Source organism: Methylocystis sp. L43, from assembly GCF_015709525.1.
Classification (GTDB): Bacteria; Pseudomonadota; Alphaproteobacteria; order Rhizobiales; family Beijerinckiaceae; genus Methylocystis.
This window is the reverse complement of sequence record NZ_JADNRA010000036.1, coordinates 302898-319293: the sequence shown is the minus strand read 5'-3', so window position 1 is coordinate 319293 and position 16396 is coordinate 302898. Positions and strand designations below refer to the sequence as shown.

The following is a 16396-nucleotide window of genomic DNA, read 5'->3' as shown; positions in this document are numbered from 1 at the left end:
CGGGGGCGCAGCAGACCTGATCCCGTTTCATTCGTCCAGTCAGATGCTTTGCGTATAGCCATAATAGTACCAGCAGCAACGCATCACAGGAAGATGAGCAGCGCTGATCAGCCGACATTTATTGGTGACGTGGCAAAAATGACACAGCGCTCGCTCCGGACTCGAGCTCCTTTTCATATGGCCTAAATTTCGATTTGGTTAACGCAAAAGAGGCGCCATGCGCGTCGAGCACGTCGACGATTTTGGCGAAGCCTGCAAGTGACCGGGTGAGGCGATCGACTTTGTAGACGACGATGATTGAACCTTGCTGGCCCTGATGTCTGCCAGTAACCGCTGCAGGGCAGGGCGCTCCATCGTGCCGCCGGATAGTCCACCGTCGTCATATATGTCGGGAAGCGCGATCCAGCCGGTATGGCGCTGGCTTACGATATAGGCCTCGCAGGCATTGTCACATTGTCAGCTTGCCGGGCCTGACCTCTGGCTCTTATCCTGCACGATGACGAAAATCAGCTACGCCGGTTACCGCTTTCCGCCCGAGATCATTCAACAGGCAATCTGGCTCTAGGTCAGATTCACTTTAAGCTTCCGCGACGTCGAGGATTTGCTAGCGGAACGCGGGATCGCGGTCTCTTATGAAACCGTGAGACGATGGGTCAATTATTTTGGGCACAAGATCGCAGCCGATCTGCGCAAACGCCGGCCGAAGCCGCACACCACATGGCATCTCGACGAAGTCTATCTCAAGATCGATGGACGCTTGGTTTATCTGTGGCGCGCCGTCGATAGTGAAGGGGAGAGGTTCTGGATGTCTTGGTCCAGACCAGGCGGAATAAGACCGCAGCGCTGAAATTAATGCGCAAGCTTCTGAAGAAATATGGCTTCGCGCCGGAGAATTTGGTGACCGACGATCTGCGATCTTACCATGCCGCCGCGCGTGATCTTGGGATCGAACATCGGCATCGCACCGGCCGATGGCGAAACAACAGAGCGGAGAATTCTCACCAAACAACCCGACGACGAGAACGCAAGATGCAAGGTTTCAAGGGCGTTGGTTCAGCACAAAGATTTCTCTCCTTTCACGCAGCAGCCCACAACATCTTCATCGTTCAACGCCATCTCATTTCAGCAAGGACGCACCGAGCTTTTCGAGGCTCGGCCATGGACACATGGCGTTCGGCCACTGCTGCAGCATAAACAAGATCGTCAACGAGATCATTCGCGTCTTTCGTTCGACAACGTGACAAAGCAATTGCGAGAGCTTCAACTCGAAGCTTCGTGACGAACTGCTAAACGGCGAGATCTTCTACTCGCTCAAGGAAGCGCAGATCATCATCGAAAGCTGGCGGCGTCATTACAATGAAGTGCGGCCACATTCGTCGTTGGGGTATCGGCCGCCAGCCCCGGCGGTTCTGTTCCCCGAGCGCCCGGCTGCGCAACCCCAGCCAGCTCCGCCGGGCGCTCAGCCGCTGGTCCAAATGCCGCTCTTGAACTAACATCCGAACTGGATCACCCGATGGGGGCCGACCGCCTGGATATCGGAAGTGGCGAGCGTATCGGAGCTTGCCGGCCTCAGTCCGGTCGCGCCGGATGTCGGGAACCGTGCCGCCTTCGCTTATCGAGACAGTTTGATCGGGCCCCGCTTCAGTGGACATTTCCCCATCCTCGGACGGCAAAAAGGCCCATTTGCGTTCTGAAGTTGGGGTGGATGGCTGGGGTAGCGGGACAGCTGCGACGATGCGGTGAATTGATAATCCAGAGCCTGGGAAATATAATAATCTTTGTGGCCTGAGCGCCAGACAAGTAGATGCGAGCAACATAGCGTTCCTGTTATCGATGTCGAAACAGAAACTCCCTCTTCTAGCGTTCGGTGAAGCCGGCGCGGCTCGTTCCGTCAGCCCGAAAGACGCCGCGGAACAGTCGTCGGCTACGCTTTCGTCATTAAGAAAGTATGAAGCGAAAGCGACTGATTTCAAAAGCAAAATTTCGAATTTGTCTTTGAACGGTCTTGCCCTGCACGCGAATTCTTCAGGTCCGGTCAGATGTGAGATGATTCCGACCGATGGCTTATTCTTCATCATGACGCTTTACGGGGTCTGTCATACAGAGATCGAGGGACAGAAATATCAGGTCGTCCCCAATCAAAGGGCTTTACTGCTGTCCGAACGCGAGGTGCGCTACGGAGAATCAGAGACGCGGTCGGTCTTTGTCGCCCGACTCGACGCGGCTCGGCTGCAGGCGACAGCCGGCGCAATGCGGGGCGGGCAAGAGCAGCGGACGCCGGAGTTGGACGGGTCTCCCGCTCGCTCGATTGAACTCAAAATGGGGTCCACCAATCTTGCAACTTCGATGCGCTCGGTTTTTGGCTTGATCGACTCGCATCTTGGCGACCCGGTGGTTCTCTCAAATCTAGGCGTTGACGATCTATTTTATCGGCAGATCGCTTTGATGATTTGGCCCGAAGAGTTTCTAAGCCAGGAGATCGCGCCGAGCGGCAGGTCGCTATCGTCCGTCGAAGTGCTGTGCGAAGCGGTGAGAACGCGTCTCGAGCGCCCGCTCACAATGACGGAGATGGAAAAGATTTCGGGATTATCGGGCAGAACGCTTCAGTACGCGTTCAATCGGCGCTTTGGCTGCACGCCCATGGAGTGGCAAAGACGCGAACGATTGCACATCGCGCAGAAATTGCTTTCGAGGAATGACGGGCCGGTCAACATCGCAGACTTGGCGGCCCAGCTAGGATTTTCGTCTCCTTCCCGATTTGCCCGATACTATCAACAGATGTTCGGCGTACGGCCCTCGGGGCGCCAGCGCTGACGCGCATCTCGAAAGCACCGCGAGCTCGAGATCCCTTGGACAAATGTGGCATTCATACAACATGCTTTAATTTTCATACCGAATTTCGTAATTCGTATGTGGGCTTTCGCAAGGCGTGTTGACCCCTTGGCCATCGGCTATTTACCTACTCCGGTATGGCGGCTGATCTACGAAAACGAGCTTGGCGAGGAATGCGCGCGATTGTCGTCGCGATTGTCGCCTGCTTGCTTGCGCTCCAAGGCGTCTCGAGCGCCGGCGGCCATCAAGGCGCCTTAGAGGCGGGAGTCGCCATCTCGTCGGAAGACTGCAATGCAAAGCCCGGAGAGTATCCGCTAGATCGGGAAGCTCATACGATGGATTGCTGCCTCGCGTGCAGTCACGGGACGTCCAACAAGTCTGTTTTTCCATTTCTCGTTGCGCTCATGCGCGTCGTCGCGAATCTTTCTACTAGAGACAAACAGCCCATCGTTTTTTGTCAACCGGACGACAAGACGCCGCCACCCTGCGGGTGGGTGACCAGTTGGGCGTCACGCGCGCCGCCAGCCATCTCCTGAATGACCTACGCGCGTTCGAAGGCGCGCGAATGCCGTCACGATGCGCCGCTCATAGCCGCGTCAGGAGAAAAAATTCATGTCCCGTTTAACTCTGATGCGCGGCGTTTGCCTCGCGACAATAGCTCTCAATTCTTCGCAGGCTCTCGCTCAGCAATCGCTGCCGACGATCGATGTCGGCGGCGCGAGGGCTAGGTCCGTGGCGCCCCGCGACGACTCACGAACCGGCGCCGGCAATGCAAGCCGGTCAGCCCCTGGTCCAGTCGTAGCGGCGCAAGGGCCGGTCGCCCCTCGCCAGTCGGTATTCGATCGGCCGCCTGGCCAAGCCGTGACCGACTTCGACAGGAAGTTCATCACATACATCCAGCAATCGCCACAAGCGAACTTGGGGGATCTTCTTCGTTACTCGCCCGGCGTAACGGTGACCCCATTGGGGCAAGGCGGCGAATCGATCATCTCGATACGCGGCTCAGGAAATAATCCCAACGCCCGCGCCGTCGGCCGCAACTTCCAGCTGCGCGACATCGTAGTACTGTCGGATGGATTTCCTGTCACATTTGCGGACGGCTTCAGTCGTACCGCCATTCTCGATCCGCACGCTTTCTCCGGCGTTGAGGTCTATCGTGGCGCGTCCTCGGCTCTTCTCGGCAATTATGCGCTGTTCGGCGGTATAGATTTCAAATCCTATACCGGGCAGCAGCTCGACGGCCTCGAGATCGGCTCGGAGGGCGGCAGCTTCGGCTACGTGAACAATTTCGTCCGCGGCGGAAAGCGCATCGTTGATGCGGCGCTGGGGGAATTTGATGTATCGATCTTCGGCTCTGACAATCGCAACAACGGCTACGTCCAGCATCAGAACAGTGAGACGCAGACGGTCAACCTGCTTGCCAGATGGGCGCCGACTGGAGCTCAGCGCTTCACCCTGAAATACATGTTCAACAACAATTTCGGGGATCAGAACGGCCCATTCTCGCTTCTGCAATTTTACACGAACCCATATCAGTACGGTTATGGCTGTCCCACAGGAGCCCTGATCAACAGTCCCTACTGCGTTGCGCGCACAGCGCCGCGAAACGGGATCTGGGGCATCCCTAACCAGCCTCTCTCCAACCCGAACGCAGTGCGGCCGCAGAGCTACGAGTCGCTCGGCATTCACGGCCATACGCAGCAGCACCTCGCCGGCGGCAGGTACGAGCATGATTTCGGCCAGGGAACGACGGTTCGGGTGCAAGGAACCTTCAATCTTCGCGAAATTCTCGCAGGGGGGCAGCCTCCGCCGGTCGGCAATTTTGGCGCCCCAGTCGATCTCCTGGGTTCTACCGGCAGCTGGGACGCGCGCGTCGATCTCACGCATGCAGGCATGATCTATGGAATGCCGACGCTCAGCTATGTCGGCTTCATTTATAACGAGAGCAAGCAGTCCGACAAACAGTCGGCGCGCATCCCCTACTATTACAATGACGGCGCGCGCGGTGCTTGGGCGGGCCAAGTGGCGGCGCACAGTCGCAATCTGACTTTGCGCGCGCGCCAGGAGATCAATTTCACCGATAGTCTAATCGGCGTCGTCGGCTTCAGCACGAACTGGAACAATGTTTGGGGCGATTACCGCATCAACCGCTACACAGTCGCGGGCGCTTGGCAGCCGCCGACAATTTTTTCGGTGTCCAACGCCTATTGGAACACCGCGCCTGAAGCCTCGCTCACTTGGCGTTACAGTCCGGAGTGGCAATTCCGGACTCGCTACGCCGTTGGCTACAGCACGCCGCCCTTCGACAGTCTGACTAACACGCCCTCGGGCGCAGGGCCCAACAATAATCTCAAGGCGCAAACTGACATGAGCGCGGAGGTGGGCGCACAATGGACCCCGAACGAAACCTTTACGGCTAATGTCGCCGTCTACAATGATTGGTATCGCAACGAAAACTATGCGCAGACTGGCCCTGCGCCACTGCTCCAGACCTATGTCACGAACATTCCAGCTTCGATCCATCGTGGCGTCGAGACTCAGCTTGACTGGCGGCCCTTTGACGGGTGGCGCCTCTATGCCGCGCACACCTACGCCAGCAACTTCTTCACTAACTTCCAGGATTCTCTCACAGGCGGATACGTCTACGATCGCTCCGGAAAACGCATCCCTAATGTCCCGGCGCATACGCTGACGTTGCGCGGCGGCTACGACTTCCCTTACGGCCAGTTCAAGGGACTGGGCGCCTATGTCGATTATGTCTTCAGATCGGCCAGCGCTTTGGATGCATATAACATCATATGGGCGCCGGGATATGGCGTCGTGAACTTCAACCTGCACTACAACAGCGACTGGGGTTACGGCTGGGCAAAAAACTTCAGCGCCTATGTGGAAGTGCGAAACATCTTCGACCGTACTTATATGGCGGCGTCCTACCCGATCCCCGACACAGTGACGAGGGGCATCATAACACCCGCGCCCTTGCAGTGGGCCGCCGGCAACGTGTTTCCGGGTCAACCTCGCGCAATCGTCGCGGGAATGAAATTAAAATTCTGACAAGCACCAGTGGAGGACATGCGAATGAACAAACTGACTTCCGGCCTTGCCGCCGCCCTGCTCCTGGGCGTCGCACCAGTCTTCGCGCAAGCGCCCGCCGAGGCTCCCGCACAGAAGATGGACCATGGCGGCATGGATCACGGCAAGATGGATCATGGCGATATGCATGGCGCCAAAGGCGACCATCAGATGGGCGACCACAAGATGGGCGATGGCGGCTACCATCACCGGTTTGAAGACGCCGAGAAGTGGGCGAAGCAGTTCGACAAACCCGAACGCGACGCTTGGCAGAAGCCCGAGCAGGCTATCGATGCGATGAAGCTCACGCCAAACGCGACGATCGCCGACGTCGGGGCCGGCACGGGCTATTTCAGCGCGCGCATTGCCAAGCGCGTGCCGCAGGGCAAAGTCTACGCAGCTGACATTGAACAGGACATGGTGCGCTATCTCGGCGAGCGCGCCAAGCGCGAGGGGATGACGAACATCGTCCCCGTTCAGGCGGCGCCCGACAGCGCCAATCTGCCGGAGCCCGTCGATGTGATCCTGCTCGTCGACGCCTATCACCACATCGGCAATCGCGTCGACTATTTCAAAAAGCTGCAGAACTCGCTGAAGCCCGGCGGGAAGCTGGTGATCATCGACTTCCGCATGGAGAACGCCGATGGCCCGCCCAAGGAACATCGCGTCTCGATCGAAAAGGCGACAGACGAACTGAAGTCCGCTGGCTATTCGCTGGTCGAGACGCAGGATTTTCTGCCGCGGCAATATTTTGCCGTGTTCAAGAAAAGCGGCGCATGACGAAGTCTAACGCGCTTCGCGCTTGATGTTGTCAACGACTCGGCACTGGGAGCGTTCGCGGCGCCCGCGAAGCGGACGCTCTTGCCGAAAGCGTCCTTCTCGACCCGACAAGCGCGCTGACGCCAAGGCGCGCAGCTGCGGAGTATGCTGGTATGAAAATCCAAATGATAATTCTTGCACTCGGCCTGGGCATGCTGGCGACGTCCTCGCAGGCTCAGAATAGCCCGCCGCCCTGGGCGCCCGCGCGCGACTTCAAAGAGCCTGAAAAGTGGTCCGCCGTGCTCGATAAGGAAGATCGCGCTGTTTGGCAAAAGCCCGACGAGGTCATCGACGCTCTGAAGCTGTCCAAAGACGCGCGCGTCGCCGACATCGGCGCCGGCACCGGCTATTTCAGCGTGCGTCTCGCTCGCCGTCTGCCGGAAGCGAAGATATTCGCGGCCGACGCCGAACCAAAAATGGTCGATTTTCTCAGCGAACGCGCGCAGCGTGAAAACCTGCCGAATATGATCGCGACGCCGGTGACGATCGCGGATCCGAAATTTCCGGAGCCGCTCGATCTTGCGCTGTTCGTCAACGCCTATGGCCAGAACGCCGACGCCGTAGCCTATTACACGAAGCTCAGAAGTCAGCTGAAGCCGGATGGCCGCGTCGCGTTAATCCTCGCTCGGCCCGACGTGTCGATGGGCCCTCCAAAGGACCGCCGCCCCACTTTCGAAAAGTGCGTCGAGGACATGCAAAAGGCCGGCTTTACGCTCGCCGAGGCCCCCGACTTCCTCCCGCGCCAGTTTTTTGCGATCTTCAAGAAGAGCGCGCAATGACGCATCGGGCGGGGCCGCGCAGGCGGCTTCTCGACTATCGCGGCGCGATCGCGCTCGTCGTCGCCAACACGATCGGCACGGGAGTGTTCACCACCTCCGGCTTCGCACTCTCCGACCTGGGGTCGCCAGGCTTCGTGCTGCTCGCCTGGCTGGTTGGCGGAATCTACGCGCTCTCGGGCGTGGCGATCTACGCGGATCTCGCCACGCGATTTCCGCAGTCGGGCGGCGAGTACGCTTTTCTCAGAGAAACGCTGCATCCCGCGCTTGGCACGGCCGCCGGCTGGGTTTCGCTTGTCGCCGGCTTCACCTCTCCGATCGCCGCTGCGGCGCTTGGCGCGGAACTCTATGCCGCGCGCGTGGGCGGTTTCGAAACTGGCGCGCCCTGGTTCGCGAGCGCGCTGATCGTCATGCTCGCCGCGCTGCACGCCGGCGCGCCGGAGACGGGCGTGCGTTTTCTGAACGGCGCGGTCGCGATAAAAGTCGTCGCCATTCTCGCCTTTATCTTTCTCGGCGCGCCGCATGTCGCCAACGCGATCGGCGTCTCTCCGGCCGTCGACGGATCGCCGTTTTCGCTACTCGCCTTCGGCGGCTCGCTCGTATGGATCTCCTACGCCTATTCCGGCTGGAACGCCGCCGTTTACGTCACCGGCGACGTCGAGGGCGGCGGCGAGGCGGTGCGTCGCGCGCTCTATTCCGGAACGGCGCTCGTCATCGTGCTTTATCTCGGCGTCAGCGCCGTCATTCTCTATAGCGCGCCGCGAGAAGCGTTGGCTGGCGTCGCCGACTCGGGCGCGGTCGCCGCGCGTGCGCTTGGCGGGGTTCGCGCCGAGGAAGGTCTCAGCGCCCTCATCGCGCTTGCGCTGGCGACCTCCGCCTCCTCCATGTTGCTCAGTGGTCCGCGCGTCTATGCCCAAATGGCGCGAGACGGCGCGCTGCCGGCGATTCTCGGCCGCCTGCACGGCGAGCACCCACGCATCGCCATCATCGCGCAAGCGGCGCTCTGCATCATCGTCGTCTGGAGCGCCAGCCTACGTGAGCTCCTGGAGTTTGTCGGCGTGACGCTCAGCGTTTCAGCAGGCGCGGTGATCGTGGGCTGGCTGCGGCAAGAATTCCTTGGCTCCACGCAACGCGTACGTGTTTTCCTGCTCGGCGCAGCGACCGTGTTTTTGGCGGCGACGACCGGCATCGCCGTCGCCGCCATCATCATGCGTCCGGGATCCGCGATCGCCGCGACCATCCTGATCTGCGTCGGTCTTGGCGCCCACTACGTGAGCGCGCGCCTGCGCACGAACGTCACATCCACTTCTGGCGCCACCAGCGAATGAGGCCGGTCGCGATCAGGAAGAGTGCGAGCGTCGCGAAAATATCGTTCACCCAGCGCCATTCGCTCCAGAACAGCGCGCCGGTGTGAAGGCTGCGCAGCCACATGAACATCGGGACGCCGGGCGCCTCGGGCTGCGTCGGTTCGAGCATTTTGATGCGTGCGCCGTCGAGGCTCGTCACGACGAACTTCGCGCCCGTGCGCCATAAAAGATCGCCGTTAAAGGCGGTGACGTCGGTGGGCGCAAAGCCGCGGCTCATCGCGCCCATCATCATGGGCCGCGCGGGACGGCCCGCTGACTCGCCGGCCCCGTGCGGAGGCTGATTTCCAGATGCGGCGGCATCGCCGCGGCGCTCGCTCATTTCCTTCGTCCTGCCCATGCCGCGGCCGGGTCCTATGCCCATGCCTTCCGGCGGGGCAAGCGCCGCTTGACGAAAGACGAAGTCGTCGCCGCGGATCGTCGCATTCGAGCCCATGCCCGACATCATGACGATGCGGTCGCCAATGCGACGCATGCGATTGGCGCCGCCAATCGGCTTGCCCTCGGCGTCGTCCTCGCGCGCCCAGGTCTTGCCGCCGTCGGCCGTGGTGAACAGACCGAGGAAATTGCCGACCGAGAAGACTCCCGGCGCGCCGGGATAGCCGACGATCGCGTCGATGCGCTCGTCCCAAAGGCTCGGCCTGAAGGCCGGCGTGTAGAGCGCCTTCGGCGTCATTGTGCTGCGCAGCAGGTCGCCGAGTTCCCTGTCATGGTCGATGACAATGCCGGTGAGCGCCAGATAAAGCAGGATGGGCGCGCACAGCAAGCCGATGGTCGCGCCGTGAATCCGATAGAGCCAGCTCGTCGTCGTGCGCTTGGCTTCCGGCGACATGCCGCGCACGCCCGCCTTGGCCTGCATGCGCCACCACTTGCCGAATCCCCAATACAGTAGCCCGGTTATCGCGAGGAAGAACATCGCGAGCCCGCCGAAATCGTTGATCAGCCGCGAAATCGCCGGCTCGAACAGTCCCCGCCCGAAATGAATCGAGCGGATTAATCGGTGCAAGCGAACCGACTCTGGGCGCGCTTCTTTGGGCAGCGGCCCAAGATCGAGCATTTCGATCTTTGACGGCGTATTGGGATCGAAACGAAACACGCGCGACTTGTCGACGACGCCGAGCATTTCGGAAGAAGACGCGCCTTGCGCCAGCGCCGTGACAGACTCGCCCGAAAGCGCCACCGGCCGCGCCGTCTCGCCCTTGTCGGTCGTCACGAACAGACCGTCGTCGGTCCCGATCCACAGCCTTTCCCAGCCGCGCACGGGGTCCGCTTCGACGGCGAAAATCTGCGGATGCGCGTAGCCCTCGAAACGAGTCGGCGACCAGCTGGCGCCGCCATCGGCGCTGCGCCACAATCCACGCGGGCCGCCAGCGACGCGAACGGACGTATTGGCCGGATCGATCTGCAGATAGCGGAAAACATTGCGCGCGGCGTTCTGCGCCACATTCTCGCTGGCGAGCCAGGTTGGCGCCGTGACCTGTTGAAGCCAGCGCCATTCGCCATTGTTCATGAAAAAGCCTGTCAATCCCAGCACGCCGAGCCACACGGCGGCGATGAGCCCGGCCCATTTGTGGATGGTGAACGACCATCGGTACAGCGGCGTGTTGCGATTGCGTTTTTTCTTAGCGGCCTTTGCGCCACGGGAATCCGAACTCTCTCCGGTCCGTCCTTCTGTAAGCGCGGCCCGGTCACGGGAAACGCCGCCCTGAATGATTTGCTCGCTCATGTGGCCTCCAAAAATCGCCCCGACGAATCGGTGGTCCGCCCCGCGAATTTCGTCTCGCTTTCAGTTTGTCATACGACAAACTCTTGTCACAACCGGTGGTCGGCGCGTCGGCGCCAAGACCTCCTATATCACGCCCGGCGTTCTTGAGAGAACGGTATCGCGAAAGCTCTAACGTTTACCGCGAGGCGAACTTCTCGACGGCGAGGTTTCTTTGTTCTTGTAACGAGGCAAGGGTCGCAATCAAAGGTTGGCGGCGGCGTTACAATACCGAGCGCCCGCAATGAATCATTGAGCTGCAAGCCGCGCCAGCGCCAGAGGTCTTCATCCCGGCGTTCGCCGTGCGGACGCCGTCGCGACTTTAGCAGCGCCCGATGGCACGTGACGCTAGGCTGCGAGGGCATCCTCTAACAGATGGACTACGCCCGTGAACCGCGCAAACTGGCAAGCGGGTCAAGTGCCGCGGAAGTGGCCCGTTTCCTCGAAGCGGTTTCGCGCCTCAAAGTTCGAGTCGCATTGACCGCCGCTTATGCCGAGGAACAGAATAACTTTCCTTGCAGCAAAATTGGCAAAGGGTCTGACGCGCGGTGAGTTGACAACCCCGACTAGAGCTCGATGTTAGTCGTGATCGTTGTGCGCTGCCGACCATTGCGCTTTTCGCAAGTGACTCCGGAAATAAAAAAGCGGCGGCCTGGAAAAGGCCGTCGCGTAACCAAACACAAACGCTTATTGTGGCGCGCGTTCCAGTCGTTGCAGCGCGCGGTAAGCGATCGTTGTCGCAGCGCGGCGTTTTCTTCTTACCAAATAATCGCTTCCTTCAGGCGAGCGATCGCCTCCTTCACCTGCGCATTCGGCCGTTCGGCTTGTGCCGCCGAGGCATGATGGAGGGCTTCAGTGGCGTGCAGGACCAGCGAGCTTGGCTTACCCTCCCGGCCGGCCGAGACGGCTTCGCGAGTATGGGAGATCGCCTGGGCCAAATGACTCTCATGCGCGAGCGCGAGGCGCGGCGCAAAGGAGCAAACCAGCCCGAGGGTCAACAAGGCGATCATTCCGCCTTTGCGCGCGGTTTCGGTCGCTGCCCGCACGTTGTCGGCGGAAGTCTTCAGCTGTTCGGAAAGCGCGCCGACTCGCCTTTCGGCGTCGGCCTGCGAGAGGCCAGCGCGCGCTGCAATAGCGCGCGCCACATAGATGCGATCGTCGCCGCGGAAATGGCGCGGCCAACGATGTCGCCATCGATGCGCCCAATCCCGATTTGCTGCTTGAGCCGGGCATGACGGCGACGGTGACCATCGAGGTCGACAGGCACGACGATTTTCTTCGCGCGCCCAATTAGAAGCTGCGCTGTTCCCCGATCGACCGCACGACCCGCGCCGATGCCGACGCACAAACCCGTTTGATGGCTTTCTTAACGCGAAGTTCCATATTCTCAAGCCAAGATGGCTCCCGACATCGGCTTCTGACGAACGGGCTTCGATCGGCGGAAGCGAGCATTTCTCGCTCCCGTCGCCCAACTCCATCGGCCTCGGCGGCCGGTTCGAATTAGCGAGAGTCGCTACGATGACAATCAAATTCGGTGATCTGAAAGTTGGAGAACGGGGCCGCGTGACAGGCTTTGAGCGCGGCGACACAGCCCATCGACAGAAATTACTGTCCATGGGCCTCACGCCGGGCGTCGAATTCACCGTCATGCGGGTCGCTCCGCTCGGCGATCCGGTCGAGGTGCGGGTGCGCGATACATCCATCACTCTGCGTAGGGACGAAGCGTCGGCCTTGTCGATTGAGCTCATCGCCGGCGAAGCGAAGATTGATCGAAAAGATTCGATTACGATCGCCATCGTCGGCAACCCCAACTGTGGCAAGACCACGCTGTTCAACGGCTTGACGGGGACCCATCAGCGCGTTGGAAACTGGGGAGGCGTCACGGTAGAGAAGAAGGAGGGCGAGTTTGAATTTGCAGATCAGCGCTTCCGTGTCGTGGATATGCCGGGGATCCATTCCCTGGACACGTATGATGAAGCCACGTCGGTCGATGAGCGGATCGCACGAGATTACGTTCTCTCCGGGGAAGCCGACCTGATCATCAATATCATCGACGCCTCCCATCTCGAGCACAGTCTCTATCTGACGACGCAATTGCTGGAAATGTCGGCTCCGGTGGCGGTCGTGCTCAACATTATGGACGACGTCGATGGCCGCGAGGCGCAGCTTGATGTCGACGCTGTCCAACGCCGATTGGGTTGCCCGGTCGCAGCGATCGTCGCTTCAAGGCGCAAACAAATAGAAAGCCTCAAAGCTGACGTTCAGCAATGGGTCCCCGAGCGAAAGTTCTCAAGCCTCTCCATCGATTATCCACCATTGATTGAACAAGCGATCTCGGAGCTGTCCTTAATGATCCGCAAAACGTCGACGACAAGCCGCCTGGACGATCGTTGGTTAGCTTTGCGCCTGTTGGAGGGCGACGGTTTCGCAACGCGTCTGGTCACGCCGGCGGTGAATCAGGCGTATGTGCGGCTGGCCAGCGGAATTCTGCATGAGATGGGCGATGAGGCCGACACGGTCATCGCCAATAGCCGCTATCGGTTTGCTCATATGATTGCCGAGGAGGCGCTGCCCAAACGCGCCGTAACTGGCTCCAGCGCGTCGGACCGGATTGATCGCGTGGTGCTGAACCGCTTTCTCGGCATTCCCATTTTCGTCGGCGTCATGTACTGCCTGTTCTGGTTCACTATTGAGCTCAGTCGCGCCTTCAGGCCATTCTTCTGGTTGCTTTCCGAGACGCTGTTCATCGACGGGCCTCGATATCTGCTCGGGACGATCAATACGCCCGCGTGGCTCAACGCCCTAATCGCTGACGGTCTCGGCAACGGGCTGCTGCAGGTGGTGACCTTCATTCCCATCATTGGCTTTCTCTATCTTTTCGTTTCAGCTCTCGAAGAGTCAGGCTACATGGCGCGCGCCAATTTCGTCATGGACCGGGTCATGAAGTCGTTGGGCCTTCCAGGAAACGCCTTCATACCGATGGTGGTGGGCTTCGGGTGTAATGTGCCCGCCATCATGGCAACGCGCACGATGGAGCGTCCGCGGGATCGGATCGTGGCGGTGCTGATGAGCCCGTTCATGAGCTGCGGCGGGCGCTTGGCGGTGTATACGGTCTTCGCTGCCGCCTTTTTTCCAGAGCACGGCCAGTTCGTGATCTTCGGCTTTTATCTTCTTGGCATCGTCTTCGCGATGCTCACATCCCTCCTCATGAAGTTCAGTTTGCTGCCGGAAGAGCGCTCGCTGCACGTGGAGACGTTGCCGTCCTATCACTGGCCCAAGTTAAGAAACGTGCTGATCAATGCGTGGATACGCCTGAAGATGTTCATCTTTCGGGTCGGCAAATTCATCATCCCACTCGTGTTTCTCGTGAAGATTCTTGGCGCATGGGGGACTGACGGTTCCTTCAATCAGAAGCCCGTCGACCAATCAATGCTGGCTGCGGGAGGACGCGCGATTACGCCCGTCCTGACTCCAATGGGCGTCCAGCAAGACAATTGGCCGGCCACCGTGGCGCTCATCACCGGGGCTTTGCACAAGGTGGTGATCGTGACCACGCTCAGCTCGATCTATATGGAGCAGGCCCAGCAAATGGCGCCGGCAGCGGCGGAGCCGCCGAAGGAGCCGCCGGTCCCTACTGAAGCTCAGCACAATGGGCCCGCGGCAAGTCTGAGTCCGTCGGAAACGAAACCGATCGAAGGACCGCCTTCCAGCGCAGTCTCCAGTCCCAGCCATGAGATCCAGCAGAGCGGCGGCGGCGCCGGCTCCGAGGACGGAAAGACGGTGAGCGCCGATCGCTCAGGCCAAACGCTAGGCGGTCATGTTCAACGCAGCGACCGGGCCGACGCCAGTCCTGCGGAGGCCGCTGCGCCGGACGTCACGGAACAAGCAGGCCAGAAGCCGGCGCGAGAGATCGAGACGAGCGCCAGCGGCGGTGTGACTCAGGAGGACGCGAAAGCGAAGATTACTGCATTATGGCGAAGCACGGCCACGGCGCAGGCGTTTGCCGCGGCCATCACCGAGGCCGGATGGAATCTCGCCCGAGGTGAACGCCGCGACCTCGTTTTGATCGACCCTAAAGGCGGAGCGCATCCGATTAGCCGCAGCATCGAGGGCGTCAGCGCAAAGGTTATCCGCAAGCGCATGGCCCGGCTCGATCCCATGAGCTTGCCGAACGTCAGTGAGGCGCAGGCGCATGTCCGCGCCGCCGTCGCCGCTGAACAGGCGCGCACAGCTTCCCAACGTGTTCCGCCGGCTGCGGCGGACCGGGCGCCCGGCGCGGTGCAGCCTGAAGTGCAAAAGCCGACGACGATGGAGCAGAAGCCGCCGCCTGCAACCGAGCAGGCGCCGCCAATGGTCTCCGAGCATGCCGGCCAAGCGCCGCAGCGCGACGATCAGCTGGGCGGCCGCCCAAAGCCAGGCCTGCAGCACGCCCCGCCCAAGGAGGAGCAAGGCTTCGATCTGCTGGGAAGGCTGAATCGGGCGGCTTTGACTGTTCCACAAAATCTCAAAGCGATGGTGGGAATGGGCAAGCCGGTGCGTTTGCATAAAGCGGCCGCCGGTCTCGCTCCGGCCCTGGCGACCAAGTTCGATGGCCAAGTCGGCGCGCTCGCCTATCTCATCTTGATTCTCTGCTACCCTTGCATAGCGACAACCGCTGCGACCGTGCGCGAGACCAACCAGCGATGGACAGCCTTCATGGTGCTTTGGACAATCAGCATCGGCTACGGCGCGGCAGTGCTGTTCTATCAGATTGGAACTTTCGCCTTGCATCCTTACTCATCGGCCGCATGGATCTTGGGCGTCGTGACTTACTTTGTCGTACTAGGCGCGGTAAGTTTGTACGTTGGCGCAAGGCCGACGACTGTCGCTGCGAGCGACCTGGGGGCTAAAGCCTGATGCTCTCGGAGCTCAAAGATTATTTAGCGTCACATAGCTGGGTGTGCGTCCGCGATGTCGCCGCCCACTTCGATATTTCTCCGCAAACAGCGCACGCAATGCTTGAACATTGGGTGCGCAAGGGCAAGGCTTCGCGATTCGAAAGACAGTGCCATAGCTGCACCCTTCCTTGTGCTAAATCGCTGGTAGTCTATCAATGGATTGACCAGAAGTCGGAACGCGCCTGATGACAGTTGATCAGTCGGAGTCGCAGCCGCCCGGTTGGTCCCGTCGCGGGAACAGTTGGCAATTGGTTGGGCGTCGTCGCCGGGGTGCCTGTGTCGGGAGCCATCTTGGCGTGAGAATTCGTTTTCAATAAAATCAATTATTTAGCCTGAGCCATGATGCTTGGGAATATCCATTTAATTGGGTCTGCCTCACTTTTCGTGCGCCGTGAATGCCGATAACGGGATCATACGCGCTCGTAGCAGTTCGGCGCTTGCGGCCATACATGCCCCGCTTGAGCGTTTTTTAATCGATTGATCTGTCCCTCGGTTTGACCATTGCTCCAAGGTTCCGCCACCGCATTGCGGACCGCATGAATGTCGTTGCGTAACTTACAAGCGAAGCGTCGCATCGCGTAAATTCCTGATCGCTGAGCGTCGTCAAGCCATTTGTCGAGTCGTTTACATCTTTGCTGTTAAGAACGCCTCAAGGCGTTCTTCAGAGCTGCGTCTTTGGCTGCTTGCCGCGACGTCAGCATTCCGCGCGGCTTTATGCAAAGCGCTGCGCCAACGATCGGCGAAATGGCCCCGTCGCGGGATCGATCGCGCGAAGCGGAAGCGCCGGAGTTCGCTCTGGACTGCGTGCACAGCCAAATTTCACTTGTCGCGACT

The 16396-nt window shown here is 60.2% G+C and carries 8 protein-coding genes and 4 pseudogenes; 8 read left to right on the top strand and 4 right to left on the bottom strand.

The genetic code is table 11. The features are described from left to right. Window positions 1–205 precede the first annotated feature (205 nt). Window positions 206–444: pseudogene (locus tag IYX23_RS19510) on the bottom strand (recombinase family protein); the annotation flags it as partial. Between the two features lie 52 nt (window positions 445–496). Between IYX23_RS19510 and IYX23_RS19505 the strand changes: the two are divergent. The 7 genes and pseudogenes from IYX23_RS19505 (at window position 497) to IYX23_RS19475 (ending at window position 8827) form a co-directional block, all read left to right on the top strand. Continuing rightward, window positions 497–1194, top strand: a pseudogene (locus IYX23_RS19505) (IS6 family transposase). A gap of 56 nt (window positions 1195–1250) precedes the next feature. Next, window positions 1251–1493 (top strand): annotated as a pseudogene (locus tag IYX23_RS20355) (transposase); the annotation flags it as partial. A 553-nt stretch (window positions 1494–2046) separates the two neighbouring features. After that, window positions 2047–2814, top strand: coding sequence for a helix-turn-helix domain-containing protein (locus IYX23_RS19495; protein ID WP_196394601.1), 768 nt, complete (start codon window positions 2047–2049; stop codon window positions 2812–2814). 630 nt (window positions 2815–3444) lie between these two features. Then, entirely contained in the window at window positions 3445–5886 is a 2442-nt protein-coding gene (locus IYX23_RS19490) for a TonB-dependent receptor (protein ID WP_196394600.1), read from the top strand. Between the two features lie 24 nt (window positions 5887–5910). Continuing rightward, the gene (locus IYX23_RS19485) at window positions 5911–6684 is read left to right on the top strand and encodes a class I SAM-dependent methyltransferase (protein ID WP_246716965.1); all 774 of its coding nucleotides are present in this window, start codon (window positions 5911–5913) and stop codon (window positions 6682–6684) included. Window positions 6685–6848: 164 nt separating this feature from the next. Further along, complete coding sequence (locus IYX23_RS19480; RefSeq protein ID WP_196394599.1) at window positions 6849–7502, top strand: class I SAM-dependent methyltransferase; 654 nt, start codon at window positions 6849–6851, stop codon at window positions 7500–7502. Then, window positions 7499–8827, top strand: coding sequence for an amino acid permease (locus IYX23_RS19475; RefSeq protein ID WP_196394598.1), 1329 nt, complete (start codon window positions 7499–7501; stop codon window positions 8825–8827). The genes IYX23_RS19480 and IYX23_RS19475 overlap by 4 nt, the downstream gene beginning before the upstream one ends. On the opposite strand, the gene IYX23_RS19470 is transcribed toward IYX23_RS19475, so the two are convergent. Both IYX23_RS19470 and smbP read right to left on the bottom strand, forming a co-directional pair. After that, a complete protein-coding gene (locus tag IYX23_RS19470; protein WP_196394597.1) occupies window positions 8796–10589 on the bottom strand; it encodes a PepSY-associated TM helix domain-containing protein in 1794 nt (597 codons plus the stop codon). The genes IYX23_RS19475 and IYX23_RS19470 overlap by 32 nt on opposite strands. A 794-nt stretch (window positions 10590–11383) precedes the next feature. Continuing rightward, window positions 11384–11635 (bottom strand): small metal-binding protein SmbP, encoded by a 252-nt coding sequence (gene smbP, locus IYX23_RS19465; protein WP_196394596.1) that lies wholly within the window; start codon window positions 11633–11635, stop codon window positions 11384–11386. A 508-nt stretch (window positions 11636–12143) separates the two neighbouring features. On the opposite strand from smbP, the gene feoB reads away from it, so the two are divergent. Then, window positions 12144–15521 (top strand): ferrous iron transport protein B, encoded by a 3378-nt coding sequence (gene feoB, locus IYX23_RS19460; protein WP_196394595.1) that lies wholly within the window; start codon window positions 12144–12146, stop codon window positions 15519–15521. Window positions 15522–15937: 416 nt separating this feature from the next. Here feoB and IYX23_RS20350 read toward each other — a convergent pair. Further along, window positions 15938–16308 (bottom strand): annotated as a pseudogene (locus IYX23_RS20350) (transposase); the annotation flags it as partial. Window positions 16309–16396 lie beyond the last annotated feature (88 nt).